Here is a 24,253-nt window from a genome sequence, read left to right on the forward strand (position 1 = left end):
GAACGACAGAATGAGTTTTGCAATGTGGACAAACAAGCCCATCTTTGTGCTTCTGCTCTTGGATTTCGTCAATTGCTCGAACGGGAGCCGACAGACCCTTGGTTCGGGACTGCAAAAAGAAGATAAGTTCCTGCTTACCACTATCGTCTAATGTATCAGCAAGCTTTTTTAGCTCCTTTAACTCCATAGACAAATCATCTTCGAACCAATTGTCACCTTCATTATAGAACGCTTGTTCGTAATTATCAAATATCAACATTAAGGTTTAACAAAGCCAAATAAAAAAAACAACCGCTCTGCAAGAATAATATTATTGGTAATATCATGTTTGTTCGGATGCTAAACAGCAGCCCGATTTATAATCAGGTTTTAACCCAAAAAAACTATTTTAGCTTATCTGTCTTCTTTATTTTATCCATATGAATTTCACGCATTAATAAAAATAATGGCAGCCCAAATGAAACACCTGCAGTTAAGGTTCCAACTATCGGCAGCCACTTATGCTTTATATTCTTTCGCTTTCCTTCATATAAAATAAAGCCAACCAAAACAACTGCTGAAATTAACACATCCAGCCAAGCAAATGAACTAATTCGATTTTGTTTTGCTTCATTCAAAAGCAGCGCCAGATTAAAGCCGTTTTCACCAATCCAAGGAACAAACTCCATGTAAGGTAATGCTATTCCAAAAACGGTTAACACGCCATAAAAATACTTCAAGCCTCTCACCTCAAAATTAATTAGTTGTAATACAATGCAGGTTCCTATACTCTTATTATCTTCTTTGTCAGCTATTCCCCAAGTTATCATTTCTTTTATAATAAATGCGTTTTGAAACCTTGCAAAAATCTTTGAAGCTGTCTCCACATTTTTAGGACCTTGGTATCCCCAGTATTAGGTACCTCAGGATCAGAGAAGTAATTGTAATAATCCTGGGCATCATTAGTTTGTAATTCTCTTAAAATAAATCTTTCCGTTTCTAAAATAGGAAAAGTAATAAATGCATCTTTAAAAGGCATATGGTTATCCTCAACTTTCAATTTCATAGAACTGTATATCTCCAGATACATTTCCATTTTCCCTACCGATTACAACACCTTGTTTTACATCCACATATATCCTAATTGGTGTATACGGCATATTTAAGGACTCTCCTGCAAGAGTTTTAAAACTTACTTTTGCTATTCTGTTAGAAACGTTTTTTACCTCTAATCTCTGAGAAACCCCTTTAATTTGATCTTCATTCAGATATTCAATTTCTGCTTCCTTCCAAACATCGCTTGGTGCATTATTAATAATTGTAGTTATCCCTGAGTTATTCTTATCTTCATAATGTATATCTTCTTCCGAACCGACAATTGAACTTCTTTCTGATTCTTCAAAGGAAGTCCATGCCAACTTCCTAATTTGTTCCTCATTCATCTCTTCTGTGATTGCAGATTTACAGCCAATAAGGATAAGAACAATCAATAAACTAAGATATTTTATTTTCATTCAAGTACCTCCTTTGTATTCCCGCCACTCAGCTATCTGTTCTTCAGCTTTTCCAATAATTCCAGCTCCTCTTCCTCTGAAAACTGTTCTTCCACTTTTGGTTTTGTTACATCTATCCTACGTACTTTTAATTCCCTGTTGATAAGCCATTCTTCACCAGGCTTCATTGTAGTTGCTGGATGGGGGTAAACATCATCGCTTGTAATTTCCTCATCAATGATGTAAAGATATCCACCCAACTTGCCATTATGAAATCTTGAACCGTTTTCATCAATAGACACAATAGATGGCTTGTGCGAAAAAATTCTTGCCAACTCTCTATCCTGAGTTATTGTGCTTCCGACTAGCAGTTCATTTAATTGCAATGGCGAGCCATGAAACCAAGGCTTGCTGTAATCCCATTCCTTCATAATGACCACCTCTTTAATTCGTTCTTTTTTCTAAGAGTTCGTAGTCCTTATCCATACTTGTTATTTGATGTTTTATTAATTTACCATCTTTGTATAAACAACGATGTTCATAAATCATCTCATCAAAAAGCACCTTTTTTATTGTTACTGGAATATCATTTGCTACTCCCATGTTGTTAGGATTTGTAATCCAATCAAGCTCTTTCCAATCTAAAATGCCCTCGTAGGTCTTTAAAGGTGTTTTGTATATTTGTTCATTTGGAAATTCCGATACATATATATACATCCCACCAATAAATTTTCCATCAATGAACCATGTCTCGATGCCCTTGAACTGGATGTTGGAGATAACCAATCCAGTTTCTTCATTTATCTCTCGCAGTATACACTCTCGTGGCGATTCTCCTACTTCAATTTTCCCGCCTATTCCGTTCCAGCAGCCCATCCATGTAGGATACTCGCGATTCAATAGTAAAACTTTTGTATCTTGCTTTATGTAACAAACAGTAAACTCTATCATTAAAACACAATGAACCCCCCGCTTCTTTATTTGTGAAACCATTGTTAGAATAATTCTGTTAACTTCTTCGATTTCAATGTAATCTGGTTCAATATGCTCCGAAAATCTCCAATCATTCTCCTACTTCGGCTAGACCAAGGAGCATTAACACCGCAGCCTGAATATGGTGTTACGAGTCTTCTCTAAAATAACCTACACCAATAGTCTTTATCTTTTGAATAAGCTTTTCTACATTTTTCTGCGATTTCAATACTATAATCTTCTTATCCTGATATTCCATTAGCTTTTCCATAATTCCTGGAATTTTTGTTTTCTTAAAATTCCAGACCCACTTAATAAACTCAAAATCCAAGCTTTCAGGACAAGCTTCATTAAGATCCGGTCTTGTCTTGCCGTGATAAATGATTCTTCTTTATAGTGGATTTAAGTCAAGCGGAGCAATTCCTAATAATTTTTAAATATTTCTTCCCCATCTTTATTTAACCCTATGATTTGTGGATCTCCGCTTATAGGATTATCCGACAATGAAAACCATTTTCTACCGAGTTTTGTTTCAATAATTACCGCAGGTTCTATTTGCTGATCTTCGTAAATTACATTTAATTTTTCAATCTCATTTTGATAGATAGTACCAAAAGCAACCGATATAAAACCATCAACATCATCACGATTTTCACTTGGCAGATTTGCCATTGCTAATGATACTGGGACATCAAAATTATTTACTTGTGCGCTGCCAGACCCCATTATCCATTTGTAGCCCAACCAATCTTTTTTTAATACTCCCACACTAAACACTTCTTCTTCATCCAGACCATAGAAAACTAATATTCGATTCTTAATATTCATAGTTTGATACATTTCGTCATATTGAATATTCGCCTTATTTGCAGCTTCTTCTATTGTTGAAGTGTAGTTCGTTTTATAAAAAACAAAGCAAAGTAGCAAAGCAATAAAACAGAAACCGAGTAGTAACCCTTTCTTCAAGTTATATCTCTCCTTTTAGCAGCTTCAGCTAAATGTATTGACGACGTCATGATCCCTTTATCTTCCTAATTCTACATCACCCATCAATTTCCTACAAATAAAAAAGAAGCTGACAACTCAGATTGTTCAGCTTCTTCTATCACTTCTATTTAGCAGTGTTTTATTTTAGTTGATGCTTGTAATTCTCGCCGTTTACATTCACGATAATTGCAACTTCGCCGCTGCCGTCTTGCACCTCTGAAGGCACTTCAACCAGATAATGCAGGTTTTTGGACGTAAGCGGATCGATGGTCGTAATATTCGAATAAGTGAAGTCTTTGCCACCGTCATCTTCAACGAACGAAAAACCGCTATATTCGTATTTGTTATCATATATTAATTTCACAGATAAAGCTTCGTTTGCACTTTTACCGATAGTCATCAAATTTTTAAAGGCAATTGAAACATGCGCGTATACTTTATTATTGCTTTTCACTTCATAATAAGTGTAGAATCCGGAAGCTTTTGGAGGTGCAACCTTCTTATCAAAGGATGCGCCCGTAAGTGTCAACTCCGCAAAATCCTCTTTTGCCAAGGCTGTATCCTTCTCCAGTTGGGGATATTCCTTCCATTCTTCTTTGCTGCTTAATGGCGTTTCATCGGCTATGATAACCGTTTCGCTTTCTGATGTACCGCCGTTCCAAGTTAGCTGCTTATCTTTAATCTGAAGCGTAAGCTTGATTTCTTTACCGCTATCCTTGGCTTCAAGCGGCATCTCATTAATATAGTGGATAATGCCATCGGTTAACGGATCAATACCAGTAATGTTTGTGTAGCTGAAATCTCCGCCGCCATCCTCTTCAATCGTACCAAAGCCGTTGTAGTCGTACTTTCCGTCATAAGTAATTTTTACATTAATCGTCTCGTCGGCCGCAATGACGGAACCTCCCAGGTTTTTCACGCGAAAGACAGAATGATAATAAATTTTATCTGGCTCTTTAACTTCATAATAGGTGTATAGACTGCTTGGGTTAGGAGGATCTACCCGGGTCGTAGTTTCTGTGCTTAACAGCTCTACTTCCAAATAATTCGGATAAACCAGAATTTGTCCCTTATTAAATTCCTCCGCATATTTGACAGGTTCAGGTGTCGGTGAGGCCGTCGGCGCCGCATCTGTTGCGTTAGTTTGTGTTGATTCTCCCGGAGCAGCTGCTTCTGATCCCGTATTTGATTTGTCCTTCACGTTGCCAGAGCATGCAGCCGTCAAAAGCATAACAGCGAGCATTAGCAAAAGCATTTTTCTGTTCATTTCTTCTGTCTCCATTTCATCATTTTTTGTACTCTCATAACTCCTAGCGAACTCTACCATTCTACATCATCCAACAATTTCCTACAATGTAAACCAGAAAATAAATGTTTACTAGAATTTGCCGTTTTAAGCTATTCTGGTCTTGTCCGAATAGGGCACCCCAATACAACAACAAAAAAAACAGCCCCAAAAACGCTGTTAGTACAGCATTCTTGGGGTTTTCTTCCTCCTAGCAGGTCTGCTTTTTATCCATTACTCGATTGAGTAGCCTTCAAATAATTGCTCTAAAATAACATGCAAAATTTATTTTGTTAAAATATAATATTGGTCCGTCCCATTTAGGTTGACATAATTCTTGTTTGTTATATCTTCCATTGGAATATTGTTTTACTACGGACTCCCAAAATTTCTGAGCTACAAAGTTTTCCTTCTCCTGTTTTACTTCCCAACCACCCATATGGGTATCGAATATTCTAAACGCAATCGAGATAATTTTAATCAAATAACCCAAAAGGACTTGGGTCATCATTGTTATATTCGGTAGTATCATTGATTTTCTTTAGTGTTCATTTTTCACTTCCTTTACCTCTTCTACGAATTATCGCGAGAAAGTTCTTGTTATTACATAGATCGGTACGTAACTAATGATTAAAATCATAAACATGAACTTACAAAAAGAAAAAACATGATAAAGTGTACTTGCATCCGTTAACATGATTACTATTTCTTCGAAGATGTAACCTGGTCGCATTAAAACATCCCAACTATTCCAGCGAACAAATCTGCCAATGTATATTCCAAAGCTACTTAATATGAAGACGATGATCACGAATATCCAACTAGCAATGACTCCAAACGATTTTTTCACCAAATTCTGCACCGAAAAAAGTGAATAAGATCCCAATAATACCCCGAGTATAGCGATAGTAAATAAGGTGAATAAATGCTGCCAAAACACTGGATCTATCCAAAATCGCTCTGATGGGTCAAAACTGTATCGCGCGAATACATGAAGTAAATCCGTTACAAGGTACGGAGCATTGGGAAAGAAAAATAACCATGTAGCACCGATGAAAATCAACATTACTGCGCGGACTAACTTCCGGGAATAACTAAATATTAGATCTAAGAGTACGGCTACTCCGACCGTGACCCATGCAAGAAAAGTATTCCAAAAGATAAATAAATACGGTCTCTCTCCTGATGGATATTGGATGCTATAGACACTTATTAAACTAATCAAAGTAGCAATGAACAGGACTATAATAAGGTAAATCTTCTTTGGGTAATACAGAGATTCTAGTTTTTCCAAGATTGGCCTCCTGAATAACCACAATAAAAAATAAGTAGCCCGAAATTCTCATAACGTTTTTTTGTCCACGAGCCCGAAGGGCTTGTCCCTCAATCCAGCACAGCGATTAATTCCTGCCGGGTGGCTCCGCCACTTACCCATTATACCGTTTTGATATTCATATTTATTTGTCTTGCCTTATAACCTCTTTTGCAATACTTGCTCTTCTTTCTTTAGCTTCGCTCAAAGAATTCACTCCATAGATTTAATTTAGTTTTTATAGCTCGTAGTTAATGACCAATAACTTCTATCCTTATTAAGCCTTTAGCCTTCTACACTTTTTTGATCATTCCATATGTATTGTATTAATTCCTCTAATGTTCCTTTGCATTTATGTATTCCATCTTGATGATAAAACGTACTTGTCTTTTCAATATCATTTATTTCATCATTGGGTGAATATAAATATATTTTAATACTATTACCCAGTGCAATTCCTAGCTCAATATGACTTCCTTTACCTGCCGGTAATAAAACCACAATAAAATTTGACTTCTTTACTGCAGTCATTTCTTTCCGACCTATATCTCTCATTTGATCTATTGAAGTTACTTTATCATTCTGGGTCCAATCATATGAATGAATAAAACCCATTTCCTTTAATTGATCACTTACATATTTCACATTAGCTACATTCTTGAGACTTGATGCAATATAAAATTTTTTCATTAGCATCTCCCGAGCACTTCCGTTTTTTTAGTACTGATAAGGGGTTACTTTTTGCTGATTCTGCTGTCTTTCTAGAACTACTAAAAATAGATTTTTACATCTTTATAATCGTGTACCCCGGTTCCATGTCTTGCTAGTCCTTTACTTAATAACTCTTGGCACGCTTTATTCACTTCAAAAATAAAATTCTTAGTCAAATCTAATTCATTATGTCCTGGCAGTATCTTTGTTACATGCTCGATAAGACTTATCTTCTCAACAGATTTGACAAACAATAACGGATTTGTGGTCGGATAAAATGCAAACAAAGTGCCCTTGTAGATTAAGTCCCCCGTATATAAAAAACCACGCTCTGGTTCATAAATACAGAGATGTCCTGGTGAATGCCCAGGCGTATGTAAGCAAATTAACGTTCTGTTTCCTAAATCTATCATTTCATTATCCTGTAATATTGCAGTGGGTTTACCCCTAAATGGTTCATAGTTTTCTATTTTAAAATCAGCAGGTATCGGTTTCGTAATATCCCTTCCTACATCACGACGTATAGTCTCGATTTGCAGTCCAGGTATCCCATTCTCTAACCAGTCTTTTTCTAATTCATGCACATATATTTCATCAAAATGCCCGTGGCTCCCTATATGGTCCCAATGAACGTGTGTTGTTATAACCTTAATTGGTAATGAAGTTATTTGATTCACAACATTTCTGATATTACTAATTCCGATTCCTGTATCTATCAGTGCAGCATATTTATCACCAATAACTAAATAGGAATGTACTTTTTCCCAATGACCGTATTCACTTATGGCAAAAGTCATCGGGTCTATCTCTTCAATTGTAAACCATTCATCGAGTTTCAATTAGTTTCACTCCTTCTTTTTCTTTCATTGTTATCGAAAGTTCTCGCCTTCTTCGTAATGATACAAATAGTCTTGTTATATAACCTTCTTCGGTATTGAAGTTGTGATATAATCCTCGTTTTTAATCAGTTTTCCAATATACATAATCTGGCCCAAATGCTCTGAAAAATGGGCCGCACATTGTAAGAGCATGTCTAAATTAGTTCTCTCTTTATTCCTGACCAGTTGTGTTTCATGCCAGGCTGCTTTCGACATATTTTCTATTGTTTCTATAACCTCCACATAAGTTTCATTTGTTATTTCTATTAACTCTTGTTTCGATTTTTTAATACTTTCAAATTCCATTTGTCTGTTTCTTATTTTGTTATTATGTAATATTCCATTGGAGATCCGTTCATCGACATTCCCACGAATATGAACGACTAAATTAGAGATGCTATTACTTGATTCATTGGGACGCCAATTGACTTCATCGTCCGATAATTGATTTAAAACCAAAAGCGTTCTTGTACGAATTTCTTCGAATTTTTTCATTAGTAGATTTTGAATCTCTTCCAATAACACCACCACCATTTTTTGTATTATGTCCTACGTGATTTTCCGATAACGTTTTTTTTGTTCACGAGCCCTAAAGGATTAAGCTTATTTAAACAAATTTAAGTACCACCACATAACTTTATGGTATCCAATTAATTTCGAAGGTATTTCGCTCAACGCAGTTATACTATAATTATAGAAGTACACGTTTTCTCGCTGGTAAAGCTGGTGAACCCCTTCTGATAATATTTCATCTTTAAACTTGTATAAGGCTACTATATATTTCGGATTTTCCGAATTACCATTAGTTTTTAAATCTTCTCTTGTTATATAGTCAAAGTTTTGAATGGCTTTTACTGCTTGCATAGTCTGAACATAAATGGGAGGGCTAGATTCTTGTGGGTAGAGTCCAACGGTCAAAGTTAAAGTGATAAAGAGGGTAATTGCTATAATCAGAACTTTTTTTCCATGCTTTTTAGCAAATATTATACACGTAATAATGAGTAGTGTATTAATGAAAACGGTTACTGGTACCGATACGATTCTTCCCAATCCTGTATAAGGAAATAAGTTTATTAGTACAAGTTGTAACAATATGCTTGGCAACATCAACACTATAAATATGGATATGGATTTCCGATTCCCATTCAGCTCATTTTACCTCCTTTTTAAATCGTTTAGTTCGACAATTTCACATAACATTCTTGTATTCACGAACCCGAGAGGCTCCACAACACGACCCGGCCTTAGATAGCTATTATCTTAGGCCGGGTCGTGTGTTGTCTGAACCATCTTCCATGATTATACATCTAACAACCAAGGAGCGTAAGCCCCGTAGCGTGAATACTTTGTCCTCAACTACACTATTTCTAATAAAGGTTCTGCATTATCTCGACTGCCAAAAGGAACAGGCTGAATACCTCTATCAATAAGCCATCTCGTTGCTTGCTTCAACATTTCATAGTCTACTCGAAATGCTACATGTCTAAGCGAAGGATGATATGGAGTTTTATATTCAAAGCTTTCCCATAATCCGAGCCAGCTTTTCTTTTCTTCAATCCAGAAAAAAGCTGAATCATCATCTTTCCAAGCAATAGTCAAACCAAGCTTTTGATAAAAATGAATGGATTCTTCAAGGTTACTGACAGGAAGATGAGCTTCATATAAACCCTGTATCATCTTTATTCCTCCCTCTTGGTGAAGGTATTACCTTCTTCGATTTCGCTACAATAAATTCTTTAACGCGAAATATCTCTTATATTCCGTTATTTCCTTGCTCCTCTATAATAATAGGTTTTTTAAATTAATTCCACCTACTTCGATAAACGACTTACACATTGATTTCGGAAATCTTACTTAAAATTATTTTTATAACTTCTTCTGGTTCTTTATTATCTGTGTCAATATGTTCGTTAAATTTATTATCTTTAAATGCATTTACACCCGCATTTGTTTGCTTCTGGTACCAAGCATCAAATTTGTCTCCACGTTTTTCAATTCGTTTTTTAATCGTCTCTTCAGATGCTAAGAGGCAGAAATGTAAAGTATTTTGATCAATACTTCTAAATCCATTTAATATATAATCATACTATTAGGTATTAAAGGCTGCAGCTTTTGAGATGTCGAGGTCTTGCCGGATCCAAATGACCCATTAATCATAATAATCAAGTGATCACTCCTACCTATTCAACTATACTTATCTCTATTGTTTTATTTTCTGCTTTTATTGATGCTTGACCACCAATCGGAAAAGTAATTAATGGAGATGTATGACCAAAATCTACATCTGCAATTACTGGGATTTTATCTAATTCTCTTTTTGATTTTATTATTTTTATAAGTAGTTCCTTATTCATATTCGCAGATTTTTGAAATCTTCCTATAACTATTCCCCTAACCTCACCAAACGAAGGTTGATGAATAAGAGATTGTAGATCTCTATCAAAAGTTTGAGGATGTGCTTCATAATCATCTTCTAAAAACAGTATAGAATTGACTAAACTCGGCATATATTCAGTGCCATGTAATAGATTGAATGTACACTGATTACCACCAACGATAGTACCTTGTGCTTCTCCTTCATTAATCACATACGGTCCTTCATTATTGATGAAAGAACGGTTTTCTTGATTCAAAAACCATAAATCATCACTCCATTTTTCGGAGTGGGTAATATTTATCGTTTCATCCCGCATCATCATTTCCTTAAAATACTCTATTGTATACTCATTGCCATGAAGCATAGCGAAGGTAGAGAAGTGCGGTCCAGAATAGGTGATTAATCCTGTCTTTGCATATATTGCATTACTCAACGCAGTTATATCAGAATAACCACAAATACGTTTTGGATTAGCTTTAATTATTGAATAGTCAATATGTCTTAGTAATTGGTTACAGTTATATCCGCCAATTGTAGTTAATATCCCTTTGACATTAGGATCTAAAAAAGCATCATGCAGGTCATCTATTCTTGATCTGATTGATGAAGAGACAAATTCATCAGATTCTAGAGAGTTTTTAGAAAAAGAGAGCTTAAATCCTAATTCTTCAAGCCTTTTTTCTGCTATATTTCTCTGTTCAATTGCTATCATTGACAGACTTCTGGAAGGTGATATTATACGTATTTCATCACCTGCTACTAATTTTGGTGCTTTCATAATTACTTTACACTCCCAAACATTTTTTTATTGTTCCATGCTATTTCATCTAACGTTCTTTGTTTTCACGAGCCTTCACTCATATTCTCATAAAACACTTGTTTTTCTAGTTGATGATCTTCAATTAATTCTATATTATTCTTGTTTTCCACATATGCTTTGATTTCTTTCTTGATGTTTGGAAATAGTAATATTGAATCTAACATGTTAATAGGTATCCACTTTACGGCGGATTGATACGGATCGGGTCTGAGCGGTAACTTTGGAATTGAATTTTCTTTTAATTTGCATTCAAATATAAGATGTAATCCATGCGGATCTTGAATACTATATTCTCCTGATTGTTTGTGGGGTGTCATTTCATAAGTTAAAGCAAGTGGTCCTACTATGACTTCAGCAGTTGTCTCTTCTAAAACTTCTCTGGCAACTCCTTCTTTAATCGTTTCACCTGGTTCGAGCCCCCGCCAGGAAGGTTATAATGAATTCCATTGTCATCATATTCAACGAGCAGAACACAATCATTCTCAATAATCAATCCTGTACATCTAATTCTAACATTTGACAAGAGAGTCCCTGCTTTCATAGTTTAATATTTCTATGTATTTTATAGTCATTACTCCAATTTCCGATAACATCTTGTGTTCTCGAGCCCGAAGGCTTAAGTGCCTATCAAGTGATTGGTACATATACTTGAACGGATTCCCACGATTCATCAACAGCAAATTCAAGAATATAGCAATGACTGGCACTATTTTGTGAAACATTTCTCTCTTTTAAAAAGTTATGGAGTCCTCCGTATACATCTTTAATTGAATCATCTTTCCCCTTATGAATCACCAGGTAACGTTGCTCAGGAATTGTTATTTGTTGTAACTCCTTCGGATAGTTTCCTTGCTCAATTGCCCCTTCAGTCTCAATACAAACAAAATACATCAGTTCTTCATTCTCTACTTCCTCAGGACAGGGTTGAAAAACTCCAAACCATGGCTTTCCATTCCATGTTTTTATGTCTTTTGTGTATTCCATTAATTCTTTCACTGCATTTCCAACTTTATCACTCATATTGGTGAGGCCTTTGCAGGGTATGCCTAAAACATTCAATTTGTGGAAGTTGACAATTTCAGTTGTGATGGTCAAGTAGATCATCTCCTTAAAATTTTTTGTAGTTTTGTGGCATCTTGAATCATTTTCAAAATCCTTGATATTTCAAATAATATTTAATTCCTGCCCGATCCACATCTGAGAAGTCAATTGGGTTATTCAAAAATAGTTCATTCAGCTTTTTAATACTAATCCATTGAATATCTACTGTTTCATCTCCGGCTTCTAATAATTCTCCACTTGCTTTACATTTGAAATAATATCCTATTGAATCAACTGGTCCTTTTATGGTTTGATAGGCTGCAAACGGCTTGACACACTCCACTTCAAATTCAGAGTTAATTCCTTTTGTATCTACTCTCGTTTCATTTCCTTCAATTTCAAAAACATCTAATCCTGTTTCTTCTTTCACTTCTCTAATAACCGCTTGGGTCAAAGATTCAAATAGATTTATTCTCCCACCTGGGAGTTCAAACTTTAATGACGAATCATGTTTTGCTCTTCTTTGAATTACAATCTCAATTTCTTCATTATTAAATCGTTCAATGATGGCTCTTGCGTTTATAAAGTACATCCTATCAGTCCCTTAAATTGAATTTAATGATCTTCCAAAAAAGCAATTTACAAGATTTCGAGATTACTTTTCAAATTGCTCTTCACATGTTTATAATAAATCCTGTTTTCTTTCCTTTAACAAATCCTGTTTTTTCATAAAAATTATGTACTTCTTCTTTCTGAGATCCCGTCATTAACATCAGTTTATAACAATTCAATTCTTGGCCAATTTTTTTGGCCTTTTCTATAGCCATTTGACCAAAACCTTGTCTCCTGAAATCCTTATGTGTTATTACATTCTCTATTAATCCGTACGGCCTCGCATTCCTAGTAAGATTTTTAATGATTACCAGTACACAAGATGCAACAATTACACCCTCGTGCTCAACAACTATTATGTTCATGTTCTTATCATCTAAAATATCATTCCAGTGATCAGATAAGTCTTGACCTCTAATTAATTCTGGATCATCCGGTTGCAGGAACTTATAAAGTAATAAGAGATTTTCTAATTCATCTCTATGAATTAATCTAGCTTCAGTCATTTCATTGCACCTGCTTTCAAATATAGGTTTTAAACACTGATATGGGCAACTCGCGATATCATTCATCATCAAAATAATGACTTGAATATAGTGTTAACTGATGCTGCTGTCTTCTGTGAAACTACTTTCAAATTCTCATCTCTTCTTACCAAATATGTATCGTAATTTATATACCCTTGTCGATCTGTTAGAGTACTCTAAGTATTCATTAATTGTCCCAGTCTCTATTATTTCCGAATTCTTAAAATGGTCTTCTAAATCTTCTTTATTAAAAAAATGCGCTATCTTTCCCTTCTTGTATTCAAAGGTATTTTCCTCTATTTCTTCACCTATACCAAAAGCAGCATCTTCATTGGAAAAGCAAGTAAAATAATAAACCCCATCCCTATCTAGTTGACCCATACATGCTTCAATTATTCTCCTTCTGTCTAATTGAGTAAATAAATGTAGTAAGTCGTAACAGTATATAGCATTGTATTTCTTATCGTTAGGTAATAAATCAAATAATGACCCTTCAATATAATTAGTCTTATTATCCATCTTTCGTGCGAGTAATACGGCTTTTGGCGATAACTCAATTGCATCGACTTCAAAAGAATCAGAAAGTAGTTTTGCATTTCTTCCGTATCCAGCTCCTGGAACCAGAACTGTTTGTACATGATTCTCCAAAAACAAAACAGTTGCATATTGTGCTGTGCTACTTGGTTTATCTCCCCAGATAAAGCCTTCATCTTGGTATCTATTATCCCAATATTCTTTCATAGACTCACCTCTGTTTTGGATTGGCCCCGATATCAATGGGACAGGACATCGTTCCTATTAAAAAACATCTTTAATGTCAATTTCCATTTTTAACTACTTGTCTTTATTATTGCTTCTATTATTTTTTATTTCATATAAAATTTCTTTAATATCCTCAAGTGTTTTTAATGTCTGATTGTGATTTCTTGATAGTTTGGAGTTGTCAATTCCAACCTTTATGCAGAGAGCTAGCAAGAGAAATCCTAATATTATCATTATTAAATGTTCCATATGTTCCCCACCGATACAATTTCATCTCGAATCAATAAATTCCAGTTGATCATAGCAATGTTAATCTTAGTTCAACGAACGCGAAAGGCTTAAGTGGAGCGGATGCGACTATGCGTGTACGTGGTGTTATAGGACGTCACTTGGCATCTCTGGATTACCCTTATTTATTATTTCATTGTTGTTCTTTAGCATTATTAATTTGTCTTCATACGGTTTTAACATTTCTATGATCTCATTCTTTTTCTGCCCTTCAAATCCATGATTCCATTTAATCATTTCCATTAGTCCTTTTAGTGTTTGTCTGTAATTAGACTTCTCAATCCCTGTTCTTTGTTTAATAAATCTATTAATTATTCTTAAGTCTCTTAGATACTTATTTGGTGTTAAAAATATGATCTTGTCCGCTAAAGTGAAACTTTTATCTAGCCACTTGTAATAAACTCCTTCAACTATCCAAGAGTCCTGTAATATAACTTCATTTAATAGTTTTTCACGAACTTCAGGAGGATTTTTCCCAGCCATTTCGACTGAACCGCTCCACATTACTTTGTCTAGCTCAAAACAAGGAATTTTCAATTGCTTTGATAAATGTTTAGCTAGATATGTTTTACCACTTCCAGTAGATCCAATAATGTGGATTTTTCTTGGAAACTCGGTCATAGTTGCTCCTTTATTTATAATTGAATTTCAAGTGATTTCACATAACGTTTTGCATTCCTGACTTTCAAACAGCTTAAGTGACCAAAGGGAACGGGCCGTAAGACTTAGCCGGTTGAATGTGTCGCCTGAGTTTACTTATCCGAAAATCCCCTTGGCGACCGAGGAGCATCAGCGACGATGAAAGAATGTTCTGTTATATGATAGCCGGAGCTTCAATGCATAACTTACGAATTCTTCTCTTCTAAATCTGCTTCTGCAATCCAGCTTAAAATTGCTGTATCTGAACCACCAATATCAACGATCCTGTCCTTAAACATCATTACACCTAGCCCATGCTCCTCATCCCAAGTACAATTAAATTCGTATCCAATATAAGCAATACCGTTCTTAAAAACATTAATTATATGTACATGATATAATTCAATCAATGGCTTTAAGTCACTAATATCTTTCACTTCCGGAAGATATTCTTCCCCTTCTTCACCATTCTCGTCAGCCCCCTTAATTTCTGGATATCGATCATAAAGGCAGAATAAAATAGCATTTATTATTTGTTCTTGGTTATCTATTAAATAATTGTAAGCTCTTATTTGTTCTTCATGAATTTCTGGGTCCTCTTCATCCACATTTACACTCAAGTCAATAACATTATCAACTTTACTATTCATTAATTCATTCCATTTATTTAATGTAATTCCCCCTTCATACCCATACTGTGTTAACTGTAAATTTGGTATATTTTCTTCAGTCATCATCGTGTACCCCCTCAAAATGCTATAACTGTTTTACCCTGGCTTTCATATAACGCGTTATGTTCACGAGCCCGAAAGGCTTAAGCTGCCCATCAATCCAGCGCAGCGATTAATTCTTGCCGGGTGGCTCTGCCACTTAGCCTTGCAGGGTTGTCCGGCTGAATCCACTTCCTCGCTTCTCAGCTTCTGCCGGACCGAGGAGCGGATGCGACGTTGCGTGAACATAGTGTTATGCGATGCGTCTGTCTCCATAGATTTACTTACTCTAACGGTTTACTTGCTGTAAATAATTCGTCCTGGTTATCCAAAAAAAATAATGTTCTGTCTATATCATCTTCAGTCAAAGTTTTTACGATAATTAGATGTTGAAGATAGATTCCCGGTGGATCTGATTCTCTTTCATTAAAATAAGTCTTCAACTTTTCGGGTGTTGTTATTAGACACCATCGTCTACTCTTGTTAGTAAACGTTAGGGTCACTTCAATTAACTCATAATCATTAATATCATCATCAAGCTTCCAATTATTTAGTATTGGGACTTCAGTGTTTCCTTCAATAAAATAGGCTTTGGAAATCCAAACTCTTCTGCCGTGATCACCTGAAATTCTGAATTTGCCTTCAGAACTCTCGATAACTTCATATGATTTCCCCTTTGTGATTGCATGCCCGTAATTACCTATGCACTTACATGTAACTATAGAGTTCATAGAGTCACTTCCGCTCTTAAATGTTGACTTTAACAGAGGTTTCGCATAACGTTCTTGTATTCACGACTCGGCGCATGTCGAGTGTCCGGCGAATGCTGGACCCAGGACGCATGTCCGCAGCGTGAATATTATGTTAAGCGAAGTTGATTTGTTTTATATTTTATCTTTCGAAACATTCATCATTAATAGTATCCCGTTTATATTATCTAGATATTCAACAAGCTCTTCGTAAGTCGGTTCGTACTCCGACTTGACTACTCTTCCTCTTAATCCAAATATAGAAGCTAAATTTTGTTTGACTTGATCCTTATCATATCCGTTCTCTTCTATAAGGTTATATATAGTTCCCCTTAAAGTTTTGAGATCTGGATTTCTATCCTGCCAATCTTTCAAGTGCTTTTCAAGTACAGCATATCCATTAATAATATTTTCAGTTGGAGAAGCATCGTGATTAAAGTCAATGGACGGAACAAATTTTTGATCAGGAATCACGTACTTTCGATCAAACAATCTAATAAATCTACTTGCAATAATTTCGTCTACTTGTAATCCCATCTCTTCTACTGAAAATCTCTTAAAGAATTCATATGCTACTTCTATATAAAAGTCTGTTGTAAATTCATCTGGAGTAATGCCTTTATGTTGGATAGTATTTCTCAAGTCGTGTATTTCTTGTAGTCTCGGCTTTTCAGGGATCGAAACCTCTTTTAAACTATTCAATGTTTCATGCACACTTAAAGTTAGACCGTCTGCTCGGTAGATAGATTTTCCTAAAAGAACTACTCTCTCTTTGAGCAATAACTCGATAGCGTGATCAATGTGTAGAATAGCAAATTTTCTGCCTAATGGCGTACCATCGAAAAAGTGTTCAATTCCATGTTGGAAAGACTCAATTGAATGAATGAGCATCGGCGATTTTTTATTCATTTGATCTTTAATCCTCCAAGTAAAATGATTTTTGTTAATTTCGCTTAACGTTCTTGTATCTACGAACCCTCACTGCCTTAAGGGACGTCAGTCCCGGCCGCGACGCAGTTAGGCAGTGCAGGGTTGTCTGCCTGATCCTACTTCTTCGAAAATCCTCGGGCAGACCAAGGAGCTCAGCGACGTAGCGTAGATACGGTGTTATGTGATGTAACATGACCTCCTCGATTACGCTTCACCTTCACCACAATTTAGAAGTAGTTCATAAAGATTTGTTTCATGGGCTCTTGAAAATTTGTTCTTTATATTAGCTTTATCCAGCCCAGAATAGTGCGCAAATACGAAAACAGGATATAACTGGGATATATTACTTTCGATTGTTCCCTTTAGTTCTCGCCCTCCTTCAATATAAACTTGGAGATAAGATTCAATCCAATTAAATCCCATCTTGCCGTACCACTCTTGTACCCATAAATCATCTCGTGTCCATGCTTCTAAACGCTTTATTTTATATTTTCTTGCTCTTTCAATTGCCTCTGACAGAAGATATCTTCCAATACCTTTTCGTCTGTAGTCTGGATGGACGGCTACATGCCATATCATTCCTCCAAGTCCTTTTCTATTCTTCGAGCAAACATCTCCAGGGCTGTTTTCTAATTCAATATCAATTAAGCCTATGACTTCATTTCCTTCTAGTGCGACTAATTCAATTGATGGGTTTTGATAATGTTCTTTTTCCTTGAGCACATTATCATAATAAGAAGTATCAAGGAATGATAGGACCCTACATCTTAACCAACTTGCTTCATCTTGATCCTGATAAGGACGAATAATCATTGAGAATTTTCCCTTTCAATTTTTTTGTTGTATGATTTTTCATGTTATTTCACATAACGTTTTCTGTTCACGAGCCCGAAAGGCTTAAGTTGCCGATCAATCAAGCGCAGCGATTAATTCTTGCCGGGTGGTTCCGCCACTTAGCCTTGCAGGGTTGTCCGGCTGATTACGCTTTCAGTTCTTTTCAACTTCTGCCGGACAGAGGAGCGGATGCGACGATGCGTGAACATGATGTTAGCCGAAGTACTTGCCTTCTTTCAATTCTCCCTCACTATATTTCTGCTTCTTGTTTTTATATAAAACTCTTCCGAATTCCTCGTTTGCCGGTATAACTCTGATTATTCTATTTGAATTAATCGATTTCGTTAATACTATTTGGTAGTCACCAAGTATATATTCCATAAATGCTGCATCATTCAGTGTTTCTTTATATAATTCAGGTCTTTTAAAAATTTCTTCCCTACCAAGTTTTAAATAGTCAGTTTCATTTGTTGGTATTCCTGCAGCACTCCAAGAAACTCTTTCTCCTATTCTCCAGATAACTGTATTCTGAAGTTCTTGCCCTAATTCTGATAAGCTTTTTATTGGTTTTTCAAACTTATCTCTTGTAGTCGCTCCAATGAAGTGACCGTAATATGCTGGGAGATCTTGTTCTTCAACTTTAAATATAAAGCCGTTATAACTTTTTCCATCTTTCCGAAATCTTTTTAGTGCTTTCATCCACCATCTGTCTAAAGAACGATGCCCAGTAACTGGGTAACAATAAATGCCGTTTGGACTTTTTCTTATGCCATTTTTTAAAATGTGTTTTGAATTATTTACTGGCGACCAATGAACTACAAGCATTAGGCAACTCCTAAACTATACTATTGCAAGTATTTCGGCTAACGTTTTTTGTTCACGAGCCCGAAAGGCTTAAGCTGCCCATCAATCCAGCGCAGCGATTGATTCCTGCCGGGTGGCTCCGCCACTTAGCCTTGCAGGGTTGTCCGACTGATTACGCTTCCATGCTTCTCAACTTCTGCCGGACCGAGGAGCGGATGCGACGATGAGTGAACATGATGTTATCTGCTGTCGGTCTCTTCTTCGAGATTTCTTTCAGTTTTATCTACTTCTTGCTTCAATCCAGGGATGTTCTACATATAAGGTCTTTAAGGAATTTATTAACCATTCTTTTCTTTCAGTCTCAATCAATTTATTGATATTTTTAAAATCTTCTTGGTCTTTGTATCTTGGATTCTTTGATTTATATAATAAAACTATTTCGGGGCATAGATATCGAACTCCATTTAATGACTGTAGGATAATTTCTGATTTGGGCTTTCTTATTCTATTGTCTCTTCTGAATACCCAGTCATTACCCTCAGATTCATTTAATAGTACTTCCAATTTATTATCTGATTCTTCAGCATATGTTTCATGTATTGGAAGTTCCAACCTTTCCCCTAATTGCCATGGTTCAATTTCACCATAACTGACTTTCTTAAAGTTCCATCCAACTAAATAATCTTGTAACTTTTTTTGATCATCTCTAAATATTACAATTTCAATATCCTCATGATCCCTTGTAATATTTCCAATATAAAGATCAATGGCCCAACCACCAGCAATTGCCCATGGGTAATTATAATCTTTCATTAAAGAAGCAATACAATTAGTTATCTTAAAATGATTCAAATACATCACTTCCTTGTTTAAATCATGAATTCAGCACGATTACAGATAACGTTTCGTATATTCACGACGCCCCGCGAATGCCGGTTGTGTCCACTGCAACCACATCCTGAAACCGTTTCTGGGACCGAGGGCGTATGCCCGATGCGTGAATATGGTGTTATAAGATGTCCCCGCCTACGAAGCATTTCCCTTCAATACGATTTGTCTTCAAATTCCTTATCCATAATATTTCTACAAATAATCTCACCATCTAGGTACTCAATTTCAACTAGTACTAATTTCTTTACTTGTGTAATTTGAGGTTTAAAACAGTTCATTAAGTAGTTTATCGTATTTTTTAATTCTTCTATTGTTTTATTTTTTGCAATTGTCACATGCGGAAACCATCGTTCAGGGGAATAATAGCTGTTAGGTTTATATTCTTGAAAATAATCATGAATGTCTTTCATTAGGTCTACAAATTCCTGCTTTGTATTAGGTTGTAGAAAGGATACGTTAGATGTTGGAAAGAAAGCCATTGCATCAAAAGTTAATTCAAATCTAATTAGATCTTGACTAATAAATTCATTAAATCGTTTCTTTATAGATTCAGTTTCTACATTCTCATATACTGCAAGTGCTATGTGTGGTTCTGTTCCTTTCACACGGTTCATAAATGCAGATAAATTATGGGAATCGCATAATTCCCATAGATTACGAACATATTTATCAAATTCGTCTTCAAAAAACACTTCAATTGCATAGTGTTTCATACTATTCCTCATTTCAATATGTTTTAAAGGTTTTGCGGGGATTTCTTATAACGTCCTTGTATTCACGACATTCATTCCCCTTAGATAGCTTTTATCTTAGGGGAATGGATGTGTCCGCCTGAATCCTCTTCTCCGAATTGCCTCGGGTGGACCGAGGGGCGAAAGTCCCGAAGCGTGAATGCTGTGTTATAAGATGTCCCCGCCTTCGAAGCATTACTCATAATATCCACTACTTTTAGGTAAAGATTGGTATGATTCCTTAGATTCAATTAGTTCAATTATCATTCTTGTTAAATGCTTAAATTCCTTGTCACGCTCAGAATTATTAAATTCACCAACCCAATTTATCGATCGCTTAATCCCATCGTTATTTATTTCAAACATATATCCAGAATCTGGTTTCATTTTCATTCCTTCAACTTCGTCTGGATATTGAAATAATCCGATTTCTTTCATGTACGTATATATGATTTTCTTCTCTTCTTTTGTTAGAATTAATTCAATTGTTCTTACCCCATCTTTAACAAGATCTTTTGTGTATCTATTATCGAATGTATTTAATACATTCTTGTTCATTACGCCATAAGAAAATACAAAATTAAAATCATCTGAATATTCTTCTGAAGATGCACAACCTGTTAGAATTATAAGTAGTAATAGAGTAAATACTTTCTTGATCATGTAATCACTCTCACTTTCATTTCTTTGTGGGGATTTCTTATAACGTTCCTGTATTCACGACTCGACGCATGTCGAGTGTACGGCGTATGCCGGACCAAGGACGTATGTCCGCAGCGTGAATATTATGTTATACGAAGGGGCCTTGAATTACTCACAAATGTTTAAGACAAAAGTTTATTAATTCCCTTCAAACGCTCTTTCAATAGGTTTAAAAATTCACTATCGTAGCCAAAAGAGCCTTTTAATATCGTTTCTATTAATCCAGCTCTTGAATATCTTCTCTTTGTAATGGAATAGGCAATTTCATAATGCCCCATTTTTTGATCTATAAAAGTCATTTCAAACTCCTCATCACTCATTGCTTTTAAATGAATCATTTTGACTTCGCTATTTTCAGCTTTTAAAAGTCCTTCCATAAAGTTATGAAGTTCTTCATGTTCAATCCAAATCTCGACTTGTCCAGCAAACTGATCATCCTTAATATATACCAAGTAGTTAATGGATTTATATCGCTCTAATTCAACGTCTTTAAATGAAAAGAGGATATGTGATTTCTTGTCTTCAGATTGAATAAAGAAATCATATGGATCAAGTGGCTTATTCAATATCACTTGCTTCGGTCCTTTCGTATAACGTTCCTGTATTCATGAACCCGAGAGGCTTAAGGCGCGTTAGCGCCGGGTCGAAGACTTAGCCTCGCAGGGTTGTCTGCCAGACTCCATTTCTCCGAAATTCCTCGGGTAGACCAAGGAGCGTAAGCCCCGCAGCGTGAATACGGTGTTAGGTGAAGTGCGGACAGTCTATGCCCTCAAAAAAATTTATTCTAACATCAGTTCCATAGGTTCATTACAATGTTTATAGCCATTACGTTCGTAAAATTCAATACTCCTTTCGCTTGGCCAAACTATTATAAATTCATATTTATTAATCTTTGCCCATACTTCAATTTCCTTAAGTAACTGGCTCCCAATTCCCTTACCCCTATGCTCTGGTAATGTATAAACATTAGTCATGTAAGTAAATGGATTCGTCTTCCTTCCTGGTCTTGGCACCTTAAATATTAGTTCTATATAAATATGTGATATGATTTGACCGTCCAAATCAGCAACCCAAATAAACCATTTATTATTATTGATAGCCTCTGTCAGAAATGACATGCACTCTAAGTAAAAATCATTATATTGGTTTTCTTCAATTTTGTGCTCATTATATTCATTTGTAAAATCCCATCTCATCCTAATGAGTTGGTCAAAATCATTATTATTAGCAAGTCGAATAATCATATGAATCACCTTATCTCTGGATTCTAAATTTATTGTTTAAGTGATTTTTAATCATAAGTTCTTAGCATTTCACCTAACGTTTTGTGTTCACGAGCCCGAAAGGCTTAAGCTGCCAATCAATCCAGCGCAGCGATTGATTCATGCCGGGTGGCTCCGCCACTTAGCCTTGCAGGGTTGTCCGGCTGAATCTACTTCCTTGCTTCTCAACTTCTGCCGGACCGAGGAGCGAATGCGACGATGCGTGAATATGGTGTTATACGAAGACTTGCTCTTCTTGCTGATACCCTCAATCGATTTAGCGATTTGTTTCATCAAAAGTACTTAAGAAATAAGGTCCTTTTAGAGTTTTATTCATATGGTCTTTTATTATTGTTCTGACATGATAGGGTTGTAAATTATGATTTTCCATCTCGTTGACATGCACCCAATAAAATTCAAGATGCTTTTCTTTAGATACTGGATTGTAGGTATGATTTAATACCGAAATAGACACTATAAACAAATGATTGATCTCTTGATGATAAAGATCAGGAAGTTCAAAATCAGCCTCTACCAATCCTAAGTATTCTTCAACTTGACTTTCTAAACCAAGTTCCTCTTGAATTTCTCGCTCCAAACTAGTTTTTATCCCTTCATTGAATTCCACATGTCCACCAGGTAAAAAGGTATTGTCCATACCAATACAGTGTGCAACCAAGACATAATCACCTGACGTTATAACTCCTCTTGCCAACACATGATATTTCTTTTTTGCTTCAGTCATATACTTTAATGGCTCCTTTTAGTCTTTTAGATAGCAAGTTTTCGTATAACGTTCTTGCATTAACGAACCCGAAAGGCTTAAGTGGAGCGCAGCGGAACGGGTCGCAGACTTAGCCTTGCAGGGTTGTCACGTGAATCAGCTTCTCTGCCAATGCATCACCAGTGACCGAAGAGCGTATGCGACGCAGCGTTAATGCGGTGTTATAAGATGTCCCCGCCTTCTTCGAGCCACTAAAATTCTTTTTTTACGGAATTAGAGGTGATCGATGTTTATTTGTTTTATCTGCTACGATTGTATAAAATGCCGGTACACCACTATTAATATGATGCGGCTCCTCTTCTAATTTCCTTAAAATCATGTTCTTATCTGCTAATGTTGATAGAATTTCACCCATCGTCCATTTTCTCAATAGAACTTTTGGTATGTCTTTACGATCTTCTTCTGAAAGAAAGTCTGAAAAAGCTATCTCTTCTTCTACAAGATTTGAATCAAAATAATTAGAACCTTTGCTTGAAAAAGGATGAAAATCCGTCAAAATAAGTCGACCATTGTTTCTTAGCAAGTTATTTACCAACTCAAAGATAGGTTCTAAATTCGAAAAGTAATGTAAAATACCAAATTCCATAAGAACTAAATCATAATTACTAAGATTCATCTCAGTTGGTAATTTAGAACATCCGCCAATATATAATTAAGTTTAACATTAGCATAACGAGCAACTTCGGAAGCATACTGTTGGTTCTCTTTGGAAATATCGACAATAGTGACATCTGCGCCAAGCAATGCTAATGGAATTGCCTTGCTTCCCGTTGAACCAAGAAGATTGATAATCCTTTTTCCATTTGGGTCGCCAATATACTTTATCCATCGACGAAGCTTATGTCTGCCATTAAGTTTAAGATTTTCTGCCTGTACTCCAGGAGGTCCAAAATGTAATACCCATGCTTCATAAGCTTTTGTATTCCATGCTTTATTATTAGTAGCTGTTAGTCTCTCCTGCATGAGACACCTCTTTCTGCTTTTAATTTCTGCGGGGATTTCTTATAACGTCTTGTGTTCACGGGCCCGAAAGGCTTAAGCTGCTCATCAATCAAGCGCAGCGATTGATTCTTGCCGGGTGGCTCTGCCACTTAGCCTTGCAGGGTTGTCCAGCTGATTACGCTTCCATGCTTCTCAACTTCTGCCGGACCGAGGAGCGCATGCAACGATGCG

At 35.8% G+C, this 24,253-nt stretch carries 31 protein-coding genes and 2 pseudogenes; all 33 read right to left on the minus strand.

What is annotated here, in order from left to right; genetic code table 11:
• Positions 1 to 187 (minus strand): annotated as a pseudogene (locus tag A7K91_RS00910) (IS1595 family transposase); the annotation flags it as partial.
• 196 nt (positions 188 to 383) lie between these two features.
• Positions 384 to 866, minus strand: a complete 483-nt coding sequence (locus A7K91_RS00915; protein ID WP_245697142.1) for a DUF2834 domain-containing protein — start codon at positions 864 to 866, stop codon at positions 384 to 386.
• A complete protein-coding gene (locus A7K91_RS00920) occupies positions 815 to 1,045 on the minus strand; it encodes a GNAT family N-acetyltransferase (protein ID WP_068678748.1) in 231 nt (76 codons plus the stop codon). The genes A7K91_RS00915 and A7K91_RS00920 overlap by 52 nt, the downstream gene beginning before the upstream one ends.
• On the minus strand, positions 1,029 to 1,493 hold the full coding sequence (locus tag A7K91_RS00925) for a hypothetical protein (protein ID WP_068678750.1): 465 nt from the start codon (positions 1,491 to 1,493) through the stop codon (positions 1,029 to 1,031). The genes A7K91_RS00920 and A7K91_RS00925 overlap by 17 nt, the downstream gene beginning before the upstream one ends.
• A 32-nt stretch (positions 1,494 to 1,525) precedes the next feature.
• Complete coding sequence (locus tag A7K91_RS00930; RefSeq protein ID WP_068678752.1) at positions 1,526 to 1,903, minus strand: hypothetical protein; 378 nt, start codon at positions 1,901 to 1,903, stop codon at positions 1,526 to 1,528.
• A 13-nt stretch (positions 1,904 to 1,916) separates the two neighbouring features.
• Entirely contained in the window at positions 1,917 to 2,423 is a 507-nt protein-coding gene (locus A7K91_RS00935) for an NUDIX hydrolase (protein ID WP_068678754.1), read from the minus strand.
• Between the two features lie 444 nt (positions 2,424 to 2,867).
• A complete protein-coding gene (locus A7K91_RS00945) occupies positions 2,868 to 3,410 on the minus strand; it encodes a hypothetical protein (RefSeq protein ID WP_068678758.1) in 543 nt (180 codons plus the stop codon).
• 160 nt (positions 3,411 to 3,570) lie between these two features.
• Positions 3,571 to 4,758, minus strand: coding sequence for a hypothetical protein (locus A7K91_RS00950; protein WP_211274491.1), 1,188 nt, complete (start codon positions 4,756 to 4,758; stop codon positions 3,571 to 3,573).
• A 538-nt stretch (positions 4,759 to 5,296) separates the two neighbouring features.
• Positions 5,297 to 6,034 carry a DUF1361 domain-containing protein gene (locus tag A7K91_RS27415; RefSeq protein WP_082967158.1) on the minus strand — a complete coding sequence of 246 codons (738 nt, stop codon included), beginning with the start codon at positions 6,032 to 6,034 and terminating at the stop codon, positions 5,297 to 5,299.
• A 279-nt stretch (positions 6,035 to 6,313) separates the two neighbouring features.
• Positions 6,314 to 6,718: a group-specific protein gene (locus A7K91_RS00965; protein WP_068678765.1), complete on the minus strand. Its 405-nt coding sequence runs from the start codon at positions 6,716 to 6,718 to the stop codon at positions 6,314 to 6,316.
• Between the two features lie 80 nt (positions 6,719 to 6,798).
• Positions 6,799 to 7,578 carry an MBL fold metallo-hydrolase gene (locus A7K91_RS00970; RefSeq protein WP_156739232.1) on the minus strand — a complete coding sequence of 260 codons (780 nt, stop codon included), beginning with the start codon at positions 7,576 to 7,578 and terminating at the stop codon, positions 6,799 to 6,801.
• Between the two features lie 75 nt (positions 7,579 to 7,653).
• Entirely contained in the window at positions 7,654 to 8,136 is a 483-nt protein-coding gene (locus tag A7K91_RS00975) for a DUF1572 family protein (protein ID WP_245697144.1), read from the minus strand.
• A gap of 849 nt (positions 8,137 to 8,985) precedes the next feature.
• A pseudogene (locus A7K91_RS00985) lies at positions 8,986 to 9,294 on the minus strand (VOC family protein); the annotation flags it as partial.
• 503 nt (positions 9,295 to 9,797) lie between these two features.
• The gene (locus tag A7K91_RS00990) at positions 9,798 to 10,772 is read right to left on the minus strand and encodes a S66 family peptidase (protein ID WP_068678771.1); all 975 of its coding nucleotides are present in this window, start codon (positions 10,770 to 10,772) and stop codon (positions 9,798 to 9,800) included.
• A 65-nt stretch (positions 10,773 to 10,837) separates the two neighbouring features.
• Positions 10,838 to 11,212: an NUDIX hydrolase gene (locus A7K91_RS00995; protein ID WP_342671721.1), complete on the minus strand. Its 375-nt coding sequence runs from the start codon at positions 11,210 to 11,212 to the stop codon at positions 10,838 to 10,840.
• Positions 11,213 to 11,441: 229 nt separating this feature from the next.
• A complete protein-coding gene (locus A7K91_RS01000) occupies positions 11,442 to 11,909 on the minus strand; it encodes a GyrI-like domain-containing protein (protein ID WP_068678773.1) in 468 nt (155 codons plus the stop codon).
• Between the two features lie 52 nt (positions 11,910 to 11,961).
• Positions 11,962 to 12,447 carry an NUDIX hydrolase gene (locus A7K91_RS01005; RefSeq protein WP_068678775.1) on the minus strand — a complete coding sequence of 162 codons (486 nt, stop codon included), beginning with the start codon at positions 12,445 to 12,447 and terminating at the stop codon, positions 11,962 to 11,964.
• Between the two features lie 82 nt (positions 12,448 to 12,529).
• Positions 12,530 to 12,973, minus strand: a complete 444-nt coding sequence (locus A7K91_RS01010; protein ID WP_068678777.1) for a GNAT family N-acetyltransferase — start codon at positions 12,971 to 12,973, stop codon at positions 12,530 to 12,532.
• 135 nt (positions 12,974 to 13,108) lie between these two features.
• Positions 13,109 to 13,735 (minus strand): class I SAM-dependent methyltransferase, encoded by a 627-nt coding sequence (locus A7K91_RS01015; RefSeq protein WP_068678779.1) that lies wholly within the window; start codon positions 13,733 to 13,735, stop codon positions 13,109 to 13,111.
• Between the two features lie 396 nt (positions 13,736 to 14,131).
• The gene (locus A7K91_RS01020) at positions 14,132 to 14,665 is read right to left on the minus strand and encodes a P-loop NTPase family protein (RefSeq protein WP_068678781.1); all 534 of its coding nucleotides are present in this window, start codon (positions 14,663 to 14,665) and stop codon (positions 14,132 to 14,134) included.
• Positions 14,666 to 14,889: 224 nt separating this feature from the next.
• A complete protein-coding gene (locus A7K91_RS25905; protein ID WP_082967160.1) occupies positions 14,890 to 15,420 on the minus strand; it encodes a DUF6985 domain-containing protein in 531 nt (176 codons plus the stop codon).
• Positions 15,421 to 15,677: 257 nt separating this feature from the next.
• Positions 15,678 to 16,124 carry a hypothetical protein gene (locus A7K91_RS01030; protein WP_068678783.1) on the minus strand — a complete coding sequence of 149 codons (447 nt, stop codon included), beginning with the start codon at positions 16,122 to 16,124 and terminating at the stop codon, positions 15,678 to 15,680.
• Positions 16,125 to 16,277: 153 nt separating this feature from the next.
• Positions 16,278 to 17,051, minus strand: coding sequence for a hypothetical protein (locus A7K91_RS01035; RefSeq protein WP_068678785.1), 774 nt, complete (start codon positions 17,049 to 17,051; stop codon positions 16,278 to 16,280).
• 225 nt (positions 17,052 to 17,276) lie between these two features.
• Entirely contained in the window at positions 17,277 to 17,885 is a 609-nt protein-coding gene (locus A7K91_RS01040; protein ID WP_068678787.1) for a GNAT family N-acetyltransferase, read from the minus strand.
• 234 nt (positions 17,886 to 18,119) lie between these two features.
• Positions 18,120 to 18,731 (minus strand): hypothetical protein, encoded by a 612-nt coding sequence (locus A7K91_RS01045; protein ID WP_068678789.1) that lies wholly within the window; start codon positions 18,729 to 18,731, stop codon positions 18,120 to 18,122.
• 258 nt (positions 18,732 to 18,989) lie between these two features.
• Positions 18,990 to 19,562: a nucleotidyltransferase domain-containing protein gene (locus A7K91_RS01050; protein WP_245697146.1), complete on the minus strand. Its 573-nt coding sequence runs from the start codon at positions 19,560 to 19,562 to the stop codon at positions 18,990 to 18,992.
• 191 nt (positions 19,563 to 19,753) lie between these two features.
• Positions 19,754 to 20,314, minus strand: a complete 561-nt coding sequence (locus A7K91_RS01055) for a 2'-5' RNA ligase family protein (protein WP_068678793.1) — start codon at positions 20,312 to 20,314, stop codon at positions 19,754 to 19,756.
• A gap of 213 nt (positions 20,315 to 20,527) precedes the next feature.
• Complete coding sequence (locus A7K91_RS01060) at positions 20,528 to 20,995, minus strand: hypothetical protein (RefSeq protein ID WP_068678795.1); 468 nt, start codon at positions 20,993 to 20,995, stop codon at positions 20,528 to 20,530.
• A gap of 161 nt (positions 20,996 to 21,156) precedes the next feature.
• A complete protein-coding gene (locus A7K91_RS01065) occupies positions 21,157 to 21,600 on the minus strand; it encodes a hypothetical protein (protein ID WP_156739234.1) in 444 nt (147 codons plus the stop codon).
• 213 nt (positions 21,601 to 21,813) lie between these two features.
• On the minus strand, positions 21,814 to 22,278 hold the full coding sequence (locus tag A7K91_RS01070; protein WP_068678799.1) for a GNAT family N-acetyltransferase: 465 nt from the start codon (positions 22,276 to 22,278) through the stop codon (positions 21,814 to 21,816).
• A gap of 295 nt (positions 22,279 to 22,573) precedes the next feature.
• Positions 22,574 to 23,041, minus strand: coding sequence for an NUDIX domain-containing protein (locus A7K91_RS01075; protein WP_068678802.1), 468 nt, complete (start codon positions 23,039 to 23,041; stop codon positions 22,574 to 22,576).
• A 244-nt stretch (positions 23,042 to 23,285) separates the two neighbouring features.
• Complete coding sequence (locus A7K91_RS26920) at positions 23,286 to 23,666, minus strand: hypothetical protein (RefSeq protein WP_245697148.1); 381 nt, start codon at positions 23,664 to 23,666, stop codon at positions 23,286 to 23,288.
• Positions 23,667 to 23,692: 26 nt separating this feature from the next.
• Entirely contained in the window at positions 23,693 to 24,043 is a 351-nt protein-coding gene (locus A7K91_RS26925) for a class I SAM-dependent methyltransferase (RefSeq protein ID WP_245697150.1), read from the minus strand.
• Positions 24,044 to 24,253 lie beyond the last annotated feature (210 nt).

The sequence above is a fragment of the Paenibacillus oryzae genome (assembly GCF_001675045.1).
Lineage (GTDB): Bacteria > Bacillota > Bacilli > Paenibacillales > Paenibacillaceae > Pristimantibacillus > Pristimantibacillus oryzae.

Bases quoted from the DNA above. Each gene is read 5' to 3' on its own strand.
- A7K91_RS26920 (WP_245697148.1), bottom strand. From the start codon at position 23,666: ATGGAATTTGGTATTTTACATTACTTTTCGAATTTAGAACCTATCTTT.
- A7K91_RS01055 (WP_068678793.1), bottom strand. From the start codon at position 20,314: ATGAAACACTATGCAATTGAAGTGTTTTTTGAAGACGAATTTGATAAA.
- A7K91_RS00950 (WP_211274491.1), bottom strand. From the start codon at position 4,758: ATGGTAGAGTTCGCTAGGAGTTATGAGAGTACAAAAAATGATGAAATG.
- A7K91_RS01005 (WP_068678775.1), bottom strand. From the start codon at position 12,447: ATGTACTTTATAAACGCAAGAGCCATCATTGAACGATTTAATAATGAA.
- A7K91_RS01060 (WP_068678795.1), bottom strand. From the start codon at position 20,995: ATGATCAAGAAAGTATTTACTCTATTACTACTTATAATTCTAACAGGT.
- A7K91_RS01015 (WP_068678779.1), bottom strand. From the start codon at position 13,735: ATGAAAGAATATTGGGATAATAGATACCAAGATGAAGGCTTTATCTGG.
- A7K91_RS00925 (WP_068678750.1), bottom strand. From the start codon at position 1,493: ATGAAAATAAAATATCTTAGTTTATTGATTGTTCTTATCCTTATTGGC.
- A7K91_RS01030 (WP_068678783.1), bottom strand. From the start codon at position 16,124: ATGAACTCTATAGTTACATGTAAGTGCATAGGTAATTACGGGCATGCA.
- A7K91_RS01040 (WP_068678787.1), bottom strand. From the start codon at position 17,885: ATGATTATTCGTCCTTATCAGGATCAAGATGAAGCAAGTTGGTTAAGA.
- A7K91_RS01020 (WP_068678781.1), bottom strand. From the start codon at position 14,665: ATGACCGAGTTTCCAAGAAAAATCCACATTATTGGATCTACTGGAAGT.
- A7K91_RS01010 (WP_068678777.1), bottom strand. From the start codon at position 12,973: ATGACTGAAGCTAGATTAATTCATAGAGATGAATTAGAAAATCTCTTA.
- A7K91_RS00990 (WP_068678771.1), bottom strand. From the start codon at position 10,772: ATGAAAGCACCAAAATTAGTAGCAGGTGATGAAATACGTATAATATCA.
- A7K91_RS25905 (WP_082967160.1), bottom strand. From the start codon at position 15,420: ATGATGACTGAAGAAAATATACCAAATTTACAGTTAACACAGTATGGG.
- A7K91_RS00920 (WP_068678748.1), bottom strand. From the start codon at position 1,045: ATGAAATTGAAAGTTGAGGATAACCATATGCCTTTTAAAGATGCATTT.
- A7K91_RS01075 (WP_068678802.1), bottom strand. From the start codon at position 23,041: ATGACTGAAGCAAAAAAGAAATATCATGTGTTGGCAAGAGGAGTTATA.
- A7K91_RS00965 (WP_068678765.1), bottom strand. From the start codon at position 6,718: ATGAAAAAATTTTATATTGCATCAAGTCTCAAGAATGTAGCTAATGTG.
- A7K91_RS26925 (WP_245697150.1), bottom strand. From the start codon at position 24,043: ATGCAGGAGAGACTAACAGCTACTAATAATAAAGCATGGAATACAAAA.
- A7K91_RS00935 (WP_068678754.1), bottom strand. From the start codon at position 2,423: ATGATAGAGTTTACTGTTTGTTACATAAAGCAAGATACAAAAGTTTTA.
- A7K91_RS01045 (WP_068678789.1), bottom strand. From the start codon at position 18,731: ATGCTTGTAGTTCATTGGTCGCCAGTAAATAATTCAAAACACATTTTA.
- A7K91_RS00930 (WP_068678752.1), bottom strand. From the start codon at position 1,903: ATGAAGGAATGGGATTACAGCAAGCCTTGGTTTCATGGCTCGCCATTG.
- A7K91_RS01070 (WP_068678799.1), bottom strand. From the start codon at position 22,278: ATGATTATTCGACTTGCTAATAATAATGATTTTGACCAACTCATTAGG.
- A7K91_RS01035 (WP_068678785.1), bottom strand. From the start codon at position 17,051: ATGAATAAAAAATCGCCGATGCTCATTCATTCAATTGAGTCTTTCCAA.